The organism is Mesorhizobium sp. WSM4828 (assembly GCF_055811175.1).
The window spans coordinates 39,409-53,977 of sequence record NZ_JBVVQK010000011.1; the positions used below are offsets into that span (position 1 = coordinate 39,409).

14 protein-coding genes are annotated in these 14,569 nt (G+C 62.4%); 7 read left to right on the forward strand and 7 right to left on the reverse strand.

Features of this window, described 5'->3' with window-relative positions; genetic code table 11:
• Window positions 1-3: 3 nt before the first annotated feature.
• Window positions 4-591: a DedA family protein gene (locus AC0L2X_RS14730; RefSeq protein ID WP_376704302.1), complete on the reverse strand. Its 588-nt coding sequence runs from the start codon at window positions 589-591 to the stop codon at window positions 4-6.
• Complete coding sequence (locus tag AC0L2X_RS14735) at window positions 588-1,151, reverse strand: DUF1003 domain-containing protein (protein WP_473559705.1); 564 nt, start codon at window positions 1,149-1,151, stop codon at window positions 588-590. The genes AC0L2X_RS14730 and AC0L2X_RS14735 overlap by 4 nt, the downstream gene beginning before the upstream one ends.
• An 83-nt stretch (window positions 1,152-1,234) precedes the next feature.
• On the opposite strand from AC0L2X_RS14735, the gene AC0L2X_RS14740 reads away from it, so the two are divergent.
• The 5 genes from AC0L2X_RS14740 (at window position 1,235) to gltX (ending at window position 7,833) form a co-directional block, all read left to right on the forward strand.
• Window positions 1,235-1,948 (forward strand): DNA-3-methyladenine glycosylase I, encoded by a 714-nt coding sequence (locus AC0L2X_RS14740; RefSeq protein ID WP_473559707.1) that lies wholly within the window; start codon window positions 1,235-1,237, stop codon window positions 1,946-1,948.
• A 65-nt stretch (window positions 1,949-2,013) separates the two neighbouring features.
• Window positions 2,014-3,696 carry an NAD+ synthase gene (locus tag AC0L2X_RS14745; RefSeq protein WP_473559709.1) on the forward strand — a complete coding sequence of 561 codons (1,683 nt, stop codon included), beginning with the start codon at window positions 2,014-2,016 and terminating at the stop codon, window positions 3,694-3,696.
• A 27-nt stretch (window positions 3,697-3,723) separates the two neighbouring features.
• A complete protein-coding gene (locus AC0L2X_RS14750; protein WP_473559711.1) occupies window positions 3,724-4,137 on the forward strand; it encodes a GNAT family N-acetyltransferase in 414 nt (137 codons plus the stop codon).
• Between the two features lie 383 nt (window positions 4,138-4,520).
• Window positions 4,521-6,326 carry an ABC transporter ATP-binding protein gene (locus AC0L2X_RS14755; RefSeq protein ID WP_473559712.1) on the forward strand — a complete coding sequence of 602 codons (1,806 nt, stop codon included), beginning with the start codon at window positions 4,521-4,523 and terminating at the stop codon, window positions 6,324-6,326.
• 133 nt (window positions 6,327-6,459) lie between these two features.
• On the forward strand, window positions 6,460-7,833 hold the full coding sequence (gltX, locus tag AC0L2X_RS14760; RefSeq protein WP_473559714.1) for a glutamate--tRNA ligase: 1,374 nt from the start codon (window positions 6,460-6,462) through the stop codon (window positions 7,831-7,833).
• Here gltX and AC0L2X_RS14765 read toward each other — a convergent pair.
• Complete coding sequence (locus AC0L2X_RS14765; protein ID WP_473559716.1) at window positions 7,751-8,944, reverse strand: DUF2865 domain-containing protein; 1,194 nt, start codon at window positions 8,942-8,944, stop codon at window positions 7,751-7,753. The two genes, gltX and AC0L2X_RS14765, sit on opposite strands and share 83 nt — an antisense overlap.
• Before the next feature lie 27 nt (window positions 8,945-8,971).
• On the reverse strand, window positions 8,972-9,211 hold the full coding sequence (locus AC0L2X_RS14770; protein WP_352491621.1) for a hypothetical protein: 240 nt from the start codon (window positions 9,209-9,211) through the stop codon (window positions 8,972-8,974).
• On the opposite strand from AC0L2X_RS14770, the gene AC0L2X_RS14775 reads away from it, so the two are divergent.
• Entirely contained in the window at window positions 9,210-9,830 is a 621-nt protein-coding gene (locus AC0L2X_RS14775) for a DUF1287 domain-containing protein (RefSeq protein WP_473559718.1), read from the forward strand. The genes AC0L2X_RS14770 and AC0L2X_RS14775 overlap by 2 nt on opposite strands.
• Window positions 9,831-9,842: 12 nt before the next feature.
• On the opposite strand, the gene AC0L2X_RS14780 is transcribed toward AC0L2X_RS14775, so the two are convergent.
• The 3 genes from AC0L2X_RS14780 to AC0L2X_RS14790 all read right to left on the reverse strand — a co-directional run bounded on the left by AC0L2X_RS14780 (window position 9,843) and on the right by AC0L2X_RS14790 (window position 13,545).
• A complete protein-coding gene (locus AC0L2X_RS14780) occupies window positions 9,843-12,167 on the reverse strand; it encodes an NADP-dependent malic enzyme (RefSeq protein ID WP_473559720.1) in 2,325 nt (774 codons plus the stop codon).
• Window positions 12,168-12,367: 200 nt separating this feature from the next.
• The gene (locus tag AC0L2X_RS14785) at window positions 12,368-12,745 is read right to left on the reverse strand and encodes a hypothetical protein (protein ID WP_473559722.1); all 378 of its coding nucleotides are present in this window, start codon (window positions 12,743-12,745) and stop codon (window positions 12,368-12,370) included.
• Between the two features lie 20 nt (window positions 12,746-12,765).
• Entirely contained in the window at window positions 12,766-13,545 is a 780-nt protein-coding gene (locus AC0L2X_RS14790) for an SDR family oxidoreductase (RefSeq protein ID WP_473559724.1), read from the reverse strand.
• Window positions 13,546-13,664: 119 nt separating this feature from the next.
• On the opposite strand from AC0L2X_RS14790, the gene AC0L2X_RS14795 reads away from it, so the two are divergent.
• Entirely contained in the window at window positions 13,665-14,486 is an 822-nt protein-coding gene (locus tag AC0L2X_RS14795) for a UDP-2,3-diacylglucosamine diphosphatase (protein WP_473559725.1), read from the forward strand.
• Window positions 14,487-14,569 lie beyond the last annotated feature (83 nt).

Sequence of the window (14,569 nt, forward strand, 5' to 3'; positions counted from 1 at the left end):
CGATCAGCTTCCCTTGTGGAGTTCCTTCTTGGCGACGATATGGGCGGCGAGCCAGCCGAGGATGGCCACAACGAGGCCGATTGCCAGAGCGATCAGCAACCGCTCGTGGCGGGCCAGCGCCTGGCCGACGATGTGCTCCGCGCCCAGCCCGAAGACATAACCGACAGTGCAGAACAGTGCCGCCCAGACTACCGACGAGATGGCGTTGAGGATGATGAAGCGCGCCGCGGCGATGCCCGACAGCCCGGCAGCGATTCCGCCGACCAGTCGCAGGCCATAGATGTAGCGGTTCGACAGCACGAAAATGTTGGGATGAGAGGTGACAAGGCGGTAGGCGTGGCTGAAGCCCGGCCGGGCTCGGAGCCTGATCACGAATTTATGATCGGCGAAGCTCCGTCCCAAGATGAAGAAGAACGTGTCGCCACCGAAGGCGCCGAGCGCGGCGGCGAGAAACGCCTGCCACGGGACGAAGACATGCTGATGTGCGAAAAAACCGCCAAGAATTGCGGCGCTTTCGCCCTCGGCGACGCAGCCCAGAAAAACCGCGACCAATCCATATTGCTCAATGAGACGATGGATGACTTCCGTCATGAAGACGTTCGCTGCTTCGACAGAATGTCGTCGATGCGCTTCACCTGCTCGGTCAGCCGGGCGATCTCGTCTCTCATGCCGATGATCTGGCTGTGGCGCAGTTCATCGAGCTTCTCGTGTAACGCCATAATCTCGATCTCGGCCTTGAGATTAACCTCATAGTCGTGGGCGGCGTCGATTCGATCGCGCTCCGTCTGGCGGTTCTGCGCCATCATGATCACTGGCGCTTGCAGGGCGGCGACCATGGAAAGCACGAGATTGAGGAAGATGAAGGGATAGGGATCGAAGGCAGCGCGCGACAAGAGCCAGACATTGCCTGCCGTCCACAGGATCAGGAAGCCAATGAATGCCAGGATGAAGGACCACGAGCCGCCGATCCGGGCGATGGTGTCGGCCAGGCGATCTCCAAACGTCTGGTGAAAGGCGACGGCCTTGTTGGTGTCCTTGGAGATCGTGGTGCGCTCGAGCGTAGATTGCAGCACCCGGCTTTCGAGCGCGCTGAGGCCGTCCGGCTTTCGCTTCAGCCAGCGGCTTGCCAGATCCTCGATCGTTTTGTTCATCGTCACCTCCGTCGTCAGCGATAGAGGTAGAAGCTGCCGGTTCAAACGGGAAGTGGTAGATTGACGCGATGGGGCAGGAAACAATGGTGGATTTTCGGAAAATTCGCGCCCGTGCAGCGAAACGCAAAGGCGGTGAGGCAGCGCTGACGTCGCTGCTGGGTCCTATGCCTGACAATGCCGCGGTGGCAAGCATTACCGACGACCGCATCCTGTCGACCATGGCCGAGCGGGTCTTTGCCGCCGGCTTTGTCTGGCGCGTCATCGAGCAGAAATGGCCGGGTTTCGAGGAAGCATTTCTTGGCTTCGAACCGAAGCGGCTGCTGTTCCAGCCTGACGATTTCTGGCACGATCTCACGGCTGACAAGCGCATCGTGCGCAATCCGCAGAAGATCAAGTCCGTACGCGACAACGCAGCCTTCGTCGAGCGCGTGTCGAAGGAGCATGGCAGCTTCGGCAAGTTCCTCGCCAATTGGCCGGCGGATGACCAGGTCGGATTGATGGCCTATCTCGGCACGCACGGCAGCCGGCTCGGCGGCAATACTGGCCAGTATTTTCTGCGCTGGCTGGAGTGGGACGCCTTCATCGTCTCGGCCGACATGGCGGCAGCGCTGCGCGACGCCGGGCTCGACATTGCGCAGAGCCCAACGTCGAAGAAGGATCTGGGCAGGATCCAGGCGCAGATCAACGCCTGGGCGGCGGAAACCGGGCTGCCGCGCCGACACATTTCGCGCATTCTGGCAATGTCGATCGGCGAGAACCATCCGCCGGAAGCCTTGCGCGAATATATGGGCGAATAGGATCGACTGTTTGGTCCAAACGAACGCCATTGCCCGACGAATTTTGCCGCGCTAAACCCACGGGCATGACAGACAAGACCGCTCCAGACATATTGCGCATCGCCGTCGCCCAGCTCAATCCGACGGTCGGCGACGTCGCCGGCAATCTTGCCAAGGCACGCGAGGCGAGGGCGGATGCCGCCCGCCAAGGCGCCGACCTCGTGCTGTTTACCGAGCTTTTCCTTTCCGGCTATCCGCCTGAGGATCTGGTGCTGAAGCCCGCCTTCCTGAAGGCCTGCGAGCGGGCGGCGGAGGATTTCGCCGGCGATACCGCCGACGGCGGCCCGGGTTTCATTATCGGCACGCCGTTGAAGCGCAAGACCGGCACCCACAATTCGATCATCTTTGCCGATGGCGGCAAGATCCTTGCCGAACGCTACAAGCTCGATCTGCCGAATTACGGTGAGTTCGACGAGAAGCGCGTCTTCCAGGCCGGCCCCGAGATCCAGGGGCCGGTCAATTTCCGCGGCGTGCGCGTGGGAGTGCCGATCTGCGAAGATATCTGGGGCGAGGTTGCCGTCTGCGAGACGCTGGCCGAAAGCGGCGCGGAAATCCTGCTGGTCCCGAACGGCTCGCCCTATTATCGCGGCAAGGTCGATGTCCGCCACCAGATCGTCATCCGTCAGGTCATCGAATGCGGACTGCCGATTATCTATGCCAACCAGCTTGGCGGCCAGGACGAGTTGGTCTTCGATGGCGCATCGTTTGCCATAGGCGCTGACAAGACGCTGGCCTTCCAGATGAGCCAGTTCGAGGAGACGGTCAACGTCACCACCTGGAAGCGAAAGAATGACATCTGGGTCTGCTCTGACGGACCGATGTCGAAAATCCCTGAAAAGGAAGAGGCCGACTATCGCGCCTGCATGTTGGGCCTGCGCGACTACGTCAACAAGAACGGCTTCAAGAATGTTGTGCTTGGCCTTTCCGGCGGCATCGATTCGGCGATCTGCGCGGCACTTGCCGTCGATGCGCTCGGCGAGGAACGGCTGCGCGCCGTGATGATGCCTTACCGCTACACTTCTAAGGACTCGCTGAAGGATGCCGAGGACTGCGCCCGCGCGCTCGGCTGCCGCTACGATATCGTGCCGATTTTCGAGCCGGTCGAAGGTTTCCTGCACGCGCTGACGCAGCTTTTCGAAGGCACCAAGGAAGGCATTACCGAGGAGAACCTGCAGAGCCGTGCACGCGGCACTGTCCTGATGGCAATTTCCAATAAGTTCGGCTCGATGGTCGTCACCACCGGCAACAAGAGCGAGATGTCGGTCGGCTACGCTACGCTCTACGGCGACATGAATGGCGGCTTCAATCCGATCAAGGATCTTTACAAGATGCAGGTCTATGCGTTGTCGCGCTGGCGCAACGCGCATGTGCCGCCGGGCGCACTCGGTCCGTCCGGCGAGGTAATCCCGAACAATATCATCGACAAGGCGCCCTCGGCAGAGCTCCGTGAGAACCAGACCGACCAGGATTCGCTGCCGCCCTATCCAGTGCTCGATGACATATTGGAGTGTCTGGTCGAGAACGAGATGGGCGTCGATGAGATCATTGCCCGCGGCCATGACCGGGCGACGGTGGCCCGCGTCGAGCACCTGCTTTACGTCGCCGAATACAAGCGCCGGCAGGCGGCACCCGGCGTGAAGATCACCAGGAAGAACTTTGGCCGCGACCGCCGCTATCCCATCACCAACCGGTTCAGGGATGGCGGGTAAGCGATTGGCCTGCGTAACGGTTTAGCCATGGCCAACTTTGAAATCAGCTTCGACCTATCGCGGATCGACTTCCGGGCGACATCCGACATGTTGAAGGCGAGCTATTGGGGCAGTGGCCGCAGCGACGAATTGCATCGCCGCGCCTTTTCCAACTCGCTTTGCGTCGGCGCCTATGTCACCGGCAATCAGGTCGGCTTCGGCCGGGCAATCACCGACCGTACGGTATTTGCCTATCTCGCCGACATCATTGTCTGGCCTGGGAATCGCGGGCAAGGCATCGGAACCCGGCTTGTCCAGGCGCTTATCGGTCATCCGGATTGCAAGACTGTCACGCATTGGAGCCTGTCGACCAACGACGCACACTCCATGTACGAGAAGCTCGGCTTCAGGCCTTCCACGGACGGCCGCTATATGCGCCTCGACCGTATCCCGGCAATTTGAACAGAGGCCTCACACAACCGGCTGTTGTTGCAAAATCGCCGCACTGGTTGGACCAGATGCGCTTTCGGCTATCTACTGACTTGGCGCGGCGTTGAGGCGTCTCTATAAACGCCTCTCCGCGATTCCCCTTCAGGAGGAACCGAATGCCAGGATTTGACATCGTTATGCGAGGCCGCGAAGCCTAGGTCTTGGTCAGTGCGCCGCGAGATAGCCTCGCGGCAAGGCTGAACCAAGGCAGGTATTTCGCCGCTGCCGGTCGCCGCCCCTCTACAGGGCCGCCAAATACGCCGAACCTCCGCATCTCCGGGCGCCAAACGGCGCCAACGCGGTTTTTTCAATTTCTACTTTCGTGGGATCGGGCTCGTTTGCGCCCGAATGACATCATGGCTCGTTTTCGAATAGATTTGCGCGCGGGCGCCTTCCGCAGCGTTCTTGGCTTCACGCTCAGCCATTGGCGGCGTCAGCCGTGGCGGCTTGCCGGCATTATGGGCACGTTCCTGCTGTCGACCTTGGCCGACGTGCTGACGCCGCTCTATTCCGGCCGGCTGGTCGATGCCGTCGCCAGCAGTGCTGCGGCCGACGATGTTGCGTGGAACGCGGCGACAGCTGCCTTTTCGATGCTGGTGGCCCTGGCGCTCACCGGTGTCGTGCTGCGCAATCTCGCCTTCATGGCCATTGTCGAGCTGACGTTGAAGATGATGGCGGATATCGCCGCCGACGCCTTCCACCGCGTCCAGCGCTTCTCCACCGACTGGCACGCCAACAGCTTCGCCGGATCGACGGTGCGCAAGATAACGCGCGGCATGTGGGCGCTCGACCTGCTCAACGACACGATCCTGATCGCGCTGCTGCCATCGGTCGTCATGCTCGTCGGCTCGACGCTGCTGCTCGGCTGGTTCTGGCCGCTTATGGGTGCTGTCGTCGCCACCGGTTCGGTTCTGTTCATCGCGGTGACGACGATGCTGTCGCTTGGCTATGTCGCGCCCGCGGCAAGGCTTGCCAATGCGTGGGACACACGGCTTGGCGGCTCGCTGGCCGATGCGGTGAGCTGCAATGCCGTGGTCAAGGGTTTTGGCGCCGAGGAACGCGAGGAGACACGGCTTGCCGAGGTCGTCGCCAAATGGCGCGGCCGCACGCGGCGCACCTGGGTGCGCGGCACCGTCAATGGCACCACGCAAGGCACGATGCTGCTGCTTTTGAGAGCAGCGGTCATCGGATTCTCCCTGCTGTTGTGGTCGTGGGGACAGGCGAGCGCCGGCGACATCGCCTTCGTGCTGACCTCATTCTTCGTGCTGCAAGGCTATCTGCGCGACATCGGCACGCATATCCGCAATCTGCAGCGCTCGATCAACGACATGGAGGAACTGGTCGACTTCCAGTCCGAACCGCTCGGCATCGAGGATCGGCCCGGCGCCAAACCGATCCGGATCACCGATGGCCGTATCACCTTCGACAATGTCACGTTCCATTATGGCAGCCACCGCTTGCCGCTCTATCGCAACTTTTCGGTGGATATCGCGCCGGGCGACCGTGTTGGGCTGGTTGGCCATTCGGGCTCCGGCAAAACGACGTTCGTCAAGCTGATCCAGCGCCTCTATGACGTGACTGCCGGAAATATCCTGATCGACGATCAGGACATTGCCGATGTCGCGCAGGCGTCGCTGCGCGCACAGATCGCAATCGTCCAGCAGGAGCCGATCCTGTTCCACCGGTCGCTGGCCGAAAACATCGCCTATGCCCGGCCGGCCGCCACGCAGGCCGAGATCGAGCACGCGGCGCGGTTGGCCAGCGCGCATGACTTCATCGCCAATTTGCCGAAAGGCTATGGCACGCTGGTCGGCGAGCGTGGCGTAAAGCTATCGGGTGGTGAGCGTCAGCGGGTCGCAATCGCACGCGCCTTCCTTGCCGATGCGCGCATTCTCATCCTCGACGAGGCAACGTCGAGCCTCGATTCGGAATCGGAGGTGCTGATCCAGCAGGCGATGGAGCGCTTGATGGTCGGCCGCACGACGCTGGTCATTGCCCACCGGCTGTCGACGGTGCGGGCGCTGGACAGGCTTTTGGTGTTCGATCGCGGCCGCATCGTGGAAGAGGGCTCGCATGACCAGCTAATCCGGCTGCAAGGCGGCATCTACCGCCGGCTGTTCGAACGCCAGGCGCTTGAACTGACCAAAGGCATGGTGATCTGACGGTTGCGGTGCCGCGCGTCATGATAGGCGTGCGGCGCTGCAGTCTTTTCTTCGCCTTTGTCATGTTCTATGTCTGCCGCCGAGCGCGGGGGCGCGTCTTGTCAACAGCAAAACCATCCGGTACGCCCCGCTCATGACAGTTACCGTCCGTTTCGCCCCGTCACCGACCGGCCGCATCCATATCGGCAATGCGCGCACCGCTTTGTTCAATTGGCTGTTCGCCATCAAGAACAAAGGCCGCTTTATCCAGCGCTTCGACGACACCGACGTCGCCCGTTCGACGCAGGAATTTTCCGACGCCATCCTTTACGACCTGCATTGGTTGGGCATCTTCCCCGATGCCACGGAGTATCAGTCGCGGCGCGTCGAAATCTACGATGCCGCACTGGAGAGGCTGAAGGAGGCCCGCCTCGTCTATGCGTGCTATGAGACGCCTGAAGAGCTCGACCTGAGGCGCAAGGTGCGCCGCACGCGTGGCCTGCCGCCAGTCTATGGCCGCGAGGCGCTGACGCTGGCACCCGAGCAGGTCGCAGAATATGAGGCCGATGGTCGGCGGCCGCACTGGCGCTTTCTGCTGCCCAACTTCAGCAGCGATCCGCTGCAGCCGGAGCGCACCGAAATCCACTGGAACGACCTGGTGCGCGGCGAGGAGACCGTCGACCTCGCCTCGCTTTCAGATCCGGTTCTGCGGCGCGAGGATGGCACCTACCTCTATACATTGCCTTCGGTTGTCGACGACATCGAGATGGGCGTCAGCCATGTCATTCGTGGCGACGACCACGTCACCAATACCGGCGTCCAGATAGCCCTGTTCCGGGCGCTTGGCGTGGAGCCGCCGGTGTTCGGCCACCACAATCTTCTGACAACAGCATCGGGCGAGGGGCTTTCGAAGCGCACCGGCGCGCTGTCCATCCAGAGCCTGCGCGAGAGCGGCATCGAGCCAATGGCGGTCGCTTCGCTGGCGGTGCTCGTCGGTACCTCGGAAAACGTCGTGGCGGTGCCGACGATGGCTGAACTTGCCGAGCGCTTCGATCCGGCGGCAACATCGAAATCCGCCGCCAAATTCGATCCGGACGAGCTCTTCGTGCTCAACCGCACGCTGCTGCACCACATGCCGTTTTCCGAGGCGCGCGACCGGCTGATCGTGCTCGGCATCTCCGGCGAGCAGGCCGAGCCTTTCTGGCTGGCGGTGCGCGGCAATCTCGACAGGCTGGCCGATGCGGCGATCTGGTGGCGTACGCTTCGAGACGGTCCAGAGGAGCCGGCGGAGTTTTCCGAAGAGGACCGCGACTTTCTTCGCCAGGCATTCGAGTTGCTGCCGGAAGAGCCTTGGAACGGCACGGTCTGGAAGGACTGGACCGGCAAGATCCGAGCGGCGAGCGGCCGTAAGGGCAAGGCCCTGTTCATGCCGCTCAGGCTGGCGCTTACGGGACAGCCTTCGGGTCCGGAACTTGCAGATCTGTTGCCGCTGCTGGGTCGGGAAGGAACGTTGGCCCGACGACCCTGACCTTGCGCTGCTCAGGCGGCGGCAACGATGTCGGCGAGGGCACAGGTATGGCGGCAAGCCGTCTGATCGCCTCGCGGTCTTGGCCGCCCTCCGAATTGGCCAAGGTCTCCGGGTCGGCGCCCGCATCAGGCCTGGCAACCGGCAGCGGAATGAACGGAGTGGCCCCCACGTTCGCTTCGGATTGTTCCGGGCTGGGCGGGGGCGGGTTGCCGGCGATGATTTCGAAATTCTGCGCGGCGTTGCAGCCGCAGGCCGGCGGCCGCGGCATGTCGGACTGCTTGTAGAAGTAGGCGGTCGGCAGTTCGATATAAGGCCTGCCGGTCACCGAAGACGTCATGGATGCCGAATCGCCGTTCATGCTGCGCGTGTAGAAAACCTGCATCTCGGTGCCGGGGCAGCTCGATTCGCAATTCTTCTGATCGCGCTCGAAATCGCCCAGCGAGGCAGCATTCGACATCGGGAAGAAATAGCCGTCGCAGGTCCGCACGCACATAGTGCGGAATTCGCCTCGCGGCTGGCCCAACTCATCGGCGTTGTTGAGCACGGTGCGGATGTTGCGCGGCTGACTTAGTTCTTCAGCCTGGTCGGGCTCTTCGGGCTGGCTGCCCAAAAGCTGGTCGAGCAGGTTTCGGTTGCCGTTTTCACGGCCGGCTTCACGGACCGGCGCGGGCGTCCGCGCCGCCGCATCATCGCGGCAGCCATTGGCATCAAGCAAGGTCAATATGCGCGCCCGATCGCGTCGCGAACCACCGCCGGCAAGATCGGCGCGCTTGGCCTGCAGGGCGTCGAGATTGGCTGCCATGCGATTGATGGTGGCGTCGAGTGCTGCGCATGTGTTGGCGTTGCGGCGAGACAGCGAAAAGCCGCAGCCGGCGCTGCTGGACCGGCTGACGGCCTTTGAAATCTGCTGGCGCTGCCGGACGATCGCGTCGTCATATTTCCTGAGCAAGGCCGGTTTGCCGCCGCCACCACGAGAAGTGGCGGCAAGATCGGCTTCAAGCTGGCGGCAGAGGCGCGGAGCGGCCTGCGCCTGAGTGACGGCAATGCCGCACAGTAGCAGGGCGCCGAGCAGCGCGGCGGCCCGCGTCAGCTTCCAACTTGCGCCCGTCATCCCTCCGAAACTCCGCCTGCCTATCGTTCAGAAAGCTACCGCGCTTGGGGTTAACCGTTTGTTTAGCATACCGCTGATTCCGGCTTCAGCCCAAATCGGCGATAGCTTGCGCCTGTGCGCAGCTTCGACCACGACCATGCTGTCATATTTACCACGCCCCACGACGTATTCGGACAGAGCCAGAACCGCGACATCCTGGCGTTGCACGAAAAAGGCGTATTCGCCCAGAAGAATGCCTGGATTCAGTAATGCCCGGAGGCTTGGCATGACCGCGATTACCCGTCGAGCCGCACTGCAGTTTGGTCTTTTGTGCCTGGCGATGCCGCTCGCCATGGCGCAGGAAAAGCCCGTCATGCCGGACTGGGGCACCAAATTGGTCGAAGCTGCCCGTGAGCAGATCGGCGTCACCACGCTCTACGATCCGACCTATACACGCTTGGCCTATCCGGGCGGGGACGTTGAGCCCAAGCGGGGTGTGTGCACGGATGTCGTGATCCGTGCCTATCGCCGCGCCTTCGATGTCGATCTGCAAGAATTGGTGCATGAGGATATGCGGGCCAATTTTGCCGCCTATCCGAAGGCTTGGGGCCTGAAAGCGCCCGACCGCAACATCGACCACCGCCGTGTGCCCAATCTTGCGGTCTATTTCGAGCGGCGCGGTGCTGCCTTGCCCGTCAGCCAAGACCCCGCCGACTATCGACCTGGGGATCTCGTCGCCCAGATGCTGCCCGGCAACCTGTCACATATTGCCATCGTGTCGTCCAATCGCTCCACTTTGGTGCCGACAAGAAGGCTGGTCATTCACAATATCGGCGGCGGCGCCAGGGAAGAGGACACTTTGTTTGCCTTCAGGCAGACAGGGCATTTCCGGTTCAAGCCAGTCTGAGAAGGCCCATGGCTAGCCCAGTTCGACGATTGCCTGCGCCTTATGCGCGGCTTCGACCACGGCCAGCGCGGTCATGTTGACGACGCCGCGCGACGTGACCGACGGCGTCAATATGTGCGCCGGGCTGTCTGTGCCGAGCAGGATCGGGCCGACATGCAACGCGTCCATCATCGTGCGCAGCGCGGTCAGCGTGATGTTCGCCGAATCGAGATTGGGAAACACCAGCAGATTGGCTTCGCCTTTCAGCCGCGAATGCGGATAGACGCGCTGGCGCAGCTGTTCCGATAGTGCCGAGTCGGCATGCATCTCGCCGTCGCATTGCAGGTCGGGCGCGATGCGCGCCAGTATCGCTGCCGCCTGCCGCATCTTCATGGCACTTGGCGAATCGCGGGAGCCGAAATCCGAATGCGACAGCAGCGCTGCCTTGGGCTCGATGCCGAAACGCTGGATCTCCTCGGCTGCTAGGACGGTCATCTCAGCAATCTCCTCCGCGGTCGGATCGACGGAGACATGGGTGTCGGTGAGGAAAATGATGCCGCGCTGCGAGATCAGCATGGAAAGCGTCGACAGGTCGCGATCCCTAATGCCGGCGCGCGGCCCGATGATCAGCGTGACGTTGCGCAAATGGCGCTCGAAACGGCCTTCGAGGCCGCAGACCATGGCGTCGGCGTCGCCGCGCTTCAAGGCAAGGGCCGCGATCACCGTATTGTCGGTGCGCACCATGGTGCGCGCCGCTTCCGTCGTCACCCCACGGCGGCCGGCAAGCTCGATCAAAAGGTCGACATAATGGCGGTAACGCGGATCGTCTTCCGGGTTGATCAAGCCGAAATCGACGCCCGGCTTGATGCGCAGCCCATAGCGTTTCAGCCGCACCTCGATGACATGCGGGCGGCCGATCAGGATCGGTTCGGCAATGCCTTCCTCGAGCACGACCTGCGCTGCGCGAAGCACGCGCTCGTCCTCGCCGTCGGCGTAGATGACGCGCTTGGCGCTTGACGTCTTGGCCATCGAGAATACCGGCTTCATGACCAGGCCGGAGCGGAAGACGAAGCGGTTCAGCTTGTCGATGTAGGCGGCGAAATCGGTGATCGGCCGGGTCGCGACGCCGGTCTCGCAGGCTGCCTTGGCGACAGCAGGGGCGATGCGCAGGATCAGCCGCGGATCGAAAGGCGAGGGGATCAGGAACTCCGGACCGAAGATCGGCGTCTCGCCGGAATAGGCACGCGCGGCAACGTCGGATGGCTCCTCACGGGCAAGCGCCGCAATCGCTCGCACGGCGGCCATTTTCATCTCTTCGTTGATAGCGCTCGCACCGCAATCCAGGGCGCCACGGAAGATGTAAGGAAAACAGAGTACGTTATTGACTTGATTGGGGAAATCGGAGCGACCGGTGCAGATCATCGCGTCGGGCCGTGCTGCCCGTGCCGCTTCCGGCATGATCTCGGGATTGGGATTGGCCAGCGCCAGGATCAGCGGCTTGGGTGCCATGTGTTGGAGCAATTCCGGTTTCAGCACGCCCGCGGCGGACAGGCCGAGAAACACGTCGGCGCCGGGCAGAACGTCGGCCAGCGTGCGCGCATCGGTCTCCTTCACATAGGGGTCTTTCCAGCGGTCCATCTCCTCGACGCGGCCCTTATGGGCGACGCCGAACCGGTCGGTGACCCAGATGTTTTCGACCCGCGCGCCGAGCGAGACCAGAAGGTTGAGGCACGCAAGAGCGGCAGCGCCGGCGCCTGACGTGACGATCTTGATGTCGGAGATGGACTTGCCGGCGAATTCCAGCCCATTGAGCACAGCGGCGGCGACGATGATGGCGGTACCGTGCTGGTCGTCATGGAAGACCGGTATGCCCATGCGGGCTTTCAACTGCTCCTCGACTTCGAAGCATTCGGGCGCCTTGATATCTTCCAGGTTGATGCCGCCGAAGGTTGGTTCCAGGGCCGAGATCGTCTCGACCATGCGCTCGATGCCCGGTGCGTCGATCTCGATGTCGAAGACATCGATGCCGGCGAACTTCTTGAACAGCACCGCCTTGCCTTCCATCACCGGCTTGGAGGCGAGCGGACCGATATTGCCAAGGCCCAGCACCGCCGAACCGTTGGTGACAACGCCGACCAGATTGGCGCGGGCTGTATAGTCGGCGGCGGTTGCCGGGTCGTCGCGGATTTCAAGGCAGGGCGCGGCGACCCCCGGCGAATAGGCAAGCGCCAGGTCGCGCTGATTGCCGAGCGGCTTCGTCGCCTGGATTTCAAGCTTTCCGGGACGGGGGTGCTTATGGAAATAGAGCGCTGCTTCGTCGAGGTCGGATCGGGCCGCCTTCTTGCTTTCGCCTGTCATGACGGCCGCCTCCTCAGTTCAGTCCGTTTGGTGTTTTGAGTCTCTTAGCATGCAGCCGAGGCTTTTCGAGAGGTGATATGTCGCAAGCGCGAGCTTACCGCTTTGCGCTATGCCGTCGGACCTGCGAGTCGTTGAAATGTGGGACGGCAGGCGGGGGGTGCCGCGGCGAGCTATGCCGCCGTCCTGTTCCAAAGCGGGCACTACTTTCCCGTCGAAAGGCGGCTCCGCAGGGCTTGCACATCTTCTCGGCAAAGGGGCGCGCTCTCGTCTGACAGGAAGAACAAAGCCTCGGAGACACCATCGTCCGCAAAGTTGAAGTCGTCGCTCATTATCAGTGCATCGGCGATGTAGGCAGCCGCTTGGACCGGCAGGATGCCGTCCGCCAGCCGACTAAGCAGTACGTCCACATGTTGACGATTAACGATCGTATCTGGTCCGTCAGTGATGATGACATGCCCCACGCAGCCAGGCGTAGTCGAGGCGGTCGCGCACTCGGTCACTTCGGTTTCGATCTCCTGCCAAAGTTCGTCGGCTGGTTTCTCACCGGTGAGGAAGGATATGAGGGACGAATGTTGCATTGCGACCTTGTGCTCCACCACTAGAACGCGCTGACGTAGAGACCGCCGTCCACCGGTATGTTCTGCCCGGTCAGGTAACCGGCATGAACCGAGCACAGGAAGGCACAGATCTGGCCGAATTCCTCGGGCGTGCCGAGTCGCTTGGCCGGAACATTGGCCGCGGCCTTGGCCTTGCGCGCGGCAGCGGCGGCCGGATCTTCGGGCGTGCCGGCCTCGTGCGGGCCGCGCAGCCGGTCGGTATCGAGTTTTCCCGGCAGCATGTTGTTGATCGTTACATTGCGGTCGATCACAGTCCGCGCGACGCCGGCCAGGAACGAAGTGAGGCCGGCGCGGGCGCCGGACGACAGGTCGAGGCCGGGGATAGGCACATAGACCGACAGCGAGGTGATGTTGACGATGCGGCCGAAGCCGCGCGCCGCCATGCCGTCGATTACCGCCTGAACCAGCTCGACAGGGGTCACCATGTTCTGGGTGACGCCTTCGAGGATCTTTGCCCGGTCGAGCGCGCGGAAATCGCGAAACGGCGGACCGCCATTGTTGTTGACGAGGATGTCGGGATCGGGGCAGGCGGCAAGCAGCGCCTTCTGGACGTCGGGGTTGGATACGTCGCCGACAATCTCGGTCACCTTGACGCCGAATTTCTCGCGCAGCTCGGCGGCGGTTTTGGCCAGCACGTCGGCGTTGCGGCCGTTGACGACAAGATCGCAGCCTGCCTCCGCCAGCGCCATGGCGCAGCCGCGCCCCAAGCCTTTGCTCGAAGCGCAGACGATGGCCTTCTTGCCGCGAATGCCGAGATCCATGGTGATTTTCTCCTCTGATTGCCGCGGCAACCTATCCGGATGGCTGGACCAATCGCAACCGTCATACGGTTGTTGCATGAATCGGGGCATAGCCTCACCGAAAGCAACGGTGACAAATAATGTCCGGCGCAGAGCCCCGCACTTTCCGCAGCATGTTCATCTCCGACGTCCATCTCGGATCGAAGGCGGCGAAGGCCGAGTTCCTGATCGATTTCCTGCGCCATCACGATGCCGATATCATCTATCTCGTCGGCGACATCGTCGACGGCTGGCGCTTGAGACGGAGCTGGCATTGGCCGCAGAGCCACAATGACGTCGTCCAGAAGTTGCTGCGCAAGGCGCGCAAGGGCGCCAACATCACCTACATCGCCGGCAATCACGACGAGTTCGCGCGCCAATTCCAGGGCGTTCATTTCGGCGGCATTGTCGTGGCCGACCGCGCCATCCATGAGACCGCCGATGGCAAACGCTTTCTTGTCATCCATGGTGACCAGTTCGACACCGTCGTCCACAATGCGCGCTGGCTCGCCTATCTCGGCGACTATGCCTATGACGCGGCGATGCTGGTCAACCGCGTCATCACGCGCCTGCGCCAGGTGCTCGGCCTGCCTTACTGGTCGTTCTCGTCCTGGGCCAAAGTCAAAGTCAAGAAGGCGGTGAATTTCATCGGCTCGTTCCAGACCGTGCTGACCGAGGAGGCGCGCCGCTCGCATGTCGACGGCGTGATCTGCGGGCATATCCACCATGCCGCGATCGAAAGCTATGAGGATGTGCAATACATCAACACCGGCGATTGGGTGGAGAGCTGCACGGCGGTGGTCGAGCATTTTGACGGCCGGATGGAGATCTTGCACTGGGCGCATGTCCTGCCGGAGACTCCGGTCGGCAGCGAGGTGCTCGTGCCGATCGACATCAAGGGCAGGGCAGTCCAGGCGGCTTGACCAGACCCGGCTTCATCTCGCCTCAATCGGTTAGTCCAGCGGTTTCATCGACTTTTTGGCCGTGTTAAGCAGCGACAGGTGTG

Coding starts and splice junctions, on each gene's coding strand:
- AC0L2X_RS14755 (WP_473559712.1), top strand. CDS start 4,521: ATGGCTCGTTTTCGAATAGATTTGCGCGCGGGCGCCTTCCGCAGCGTT.
- AC0L2X_RS14780 (WP_473559720.1), bottom strand. CDS start 12,167: ATGACAGGCGAAAGCAAGAAGGCGGCCCGATCCGACCTCGACGAAGCA.
- AC0L2X_RS14770 (WP_352491621.1), bottom strand. CDS start 9,211: ATGCCAAGCCTCCGGGCATTACTGAATCCAGGCATTCTTCTGGGCGAA.
- gltX (WP_473559714.1), top strand. CDS start 6,460: ATGACAGTTACCGTCCGTTTCGCCCCGTCACCGACCGGCCGCATCCAT.
- AC0L2X_RS14785 (WP_473559722.1), bottom strand. CDS start 12,745: ATGCAACATTCGTCCCTCATATCCTTCCTCACCGGTGAGAAACCAGCC.
- AC0L2X_RS14775 (WP_473559718.1), top strand. CDS start 9,210: ATGACCGCGATTACCCGTCGAGCCGCACTGCAGTTTGGTCTTTTGTGC.
- AC0L2X_RS14745 (WP_473559709.1), top strand. CDS start 2,014: ATGACAGACAAGACCGCTCCAGACATATTGCGCATCGCCGTCGCCCAG.
- AC0L2X_RS14795 (WP_473559725.1), top strand. CDS start 13,665: ATGTCCGGCGCAGAGCCCCGCACTTTCCGCAGCATGTTCATCTCCGAC.
- AC0L2X_RS14740 (WP_473559707.1), top strand. CDS start 1,235: ATGGTGGATTTTCGGAAAATTCGCGCCCGTGCAGCGAAACGCAAAGGC.
- AC0L2X_RS14765 (WP_473559716.1), bottom strand. CDS start 8,944: ATGACGGGCGCAAGTTGGAAGCTGACGCGGGCCGCCGCGCTGCTCGGC.
- AC0L2X_RS14730 (WP_376704302.1), bottom strand. CDS start 591: ATGACGGAAGTCATCCATCGTCTCATTGAGCAATATGGATTGGTCGCG.
- AC0L2X_RS14735 (WP_473559705.1), bottom strand. CDS start 1,151: ATGAACAAAACGATCGAGGATCTGGCAAGCCGCTGGCTGAAGCGAAAG.
- AC0L2X_RS14790 (WP_473559724.1), bottom strand. CDS start 13,545: ATGGATCTCGGCATTCGCGGCAAGAAGGCCATCGTCTGCGCTTCGAGC.
- AC0L2X_RS14750 (WP_473559711.1), top strand. CDS start 3,724: ATGGCCAACTTTGAAATCAGCTTCGACCTATCGCGGATCGACTTCCGG.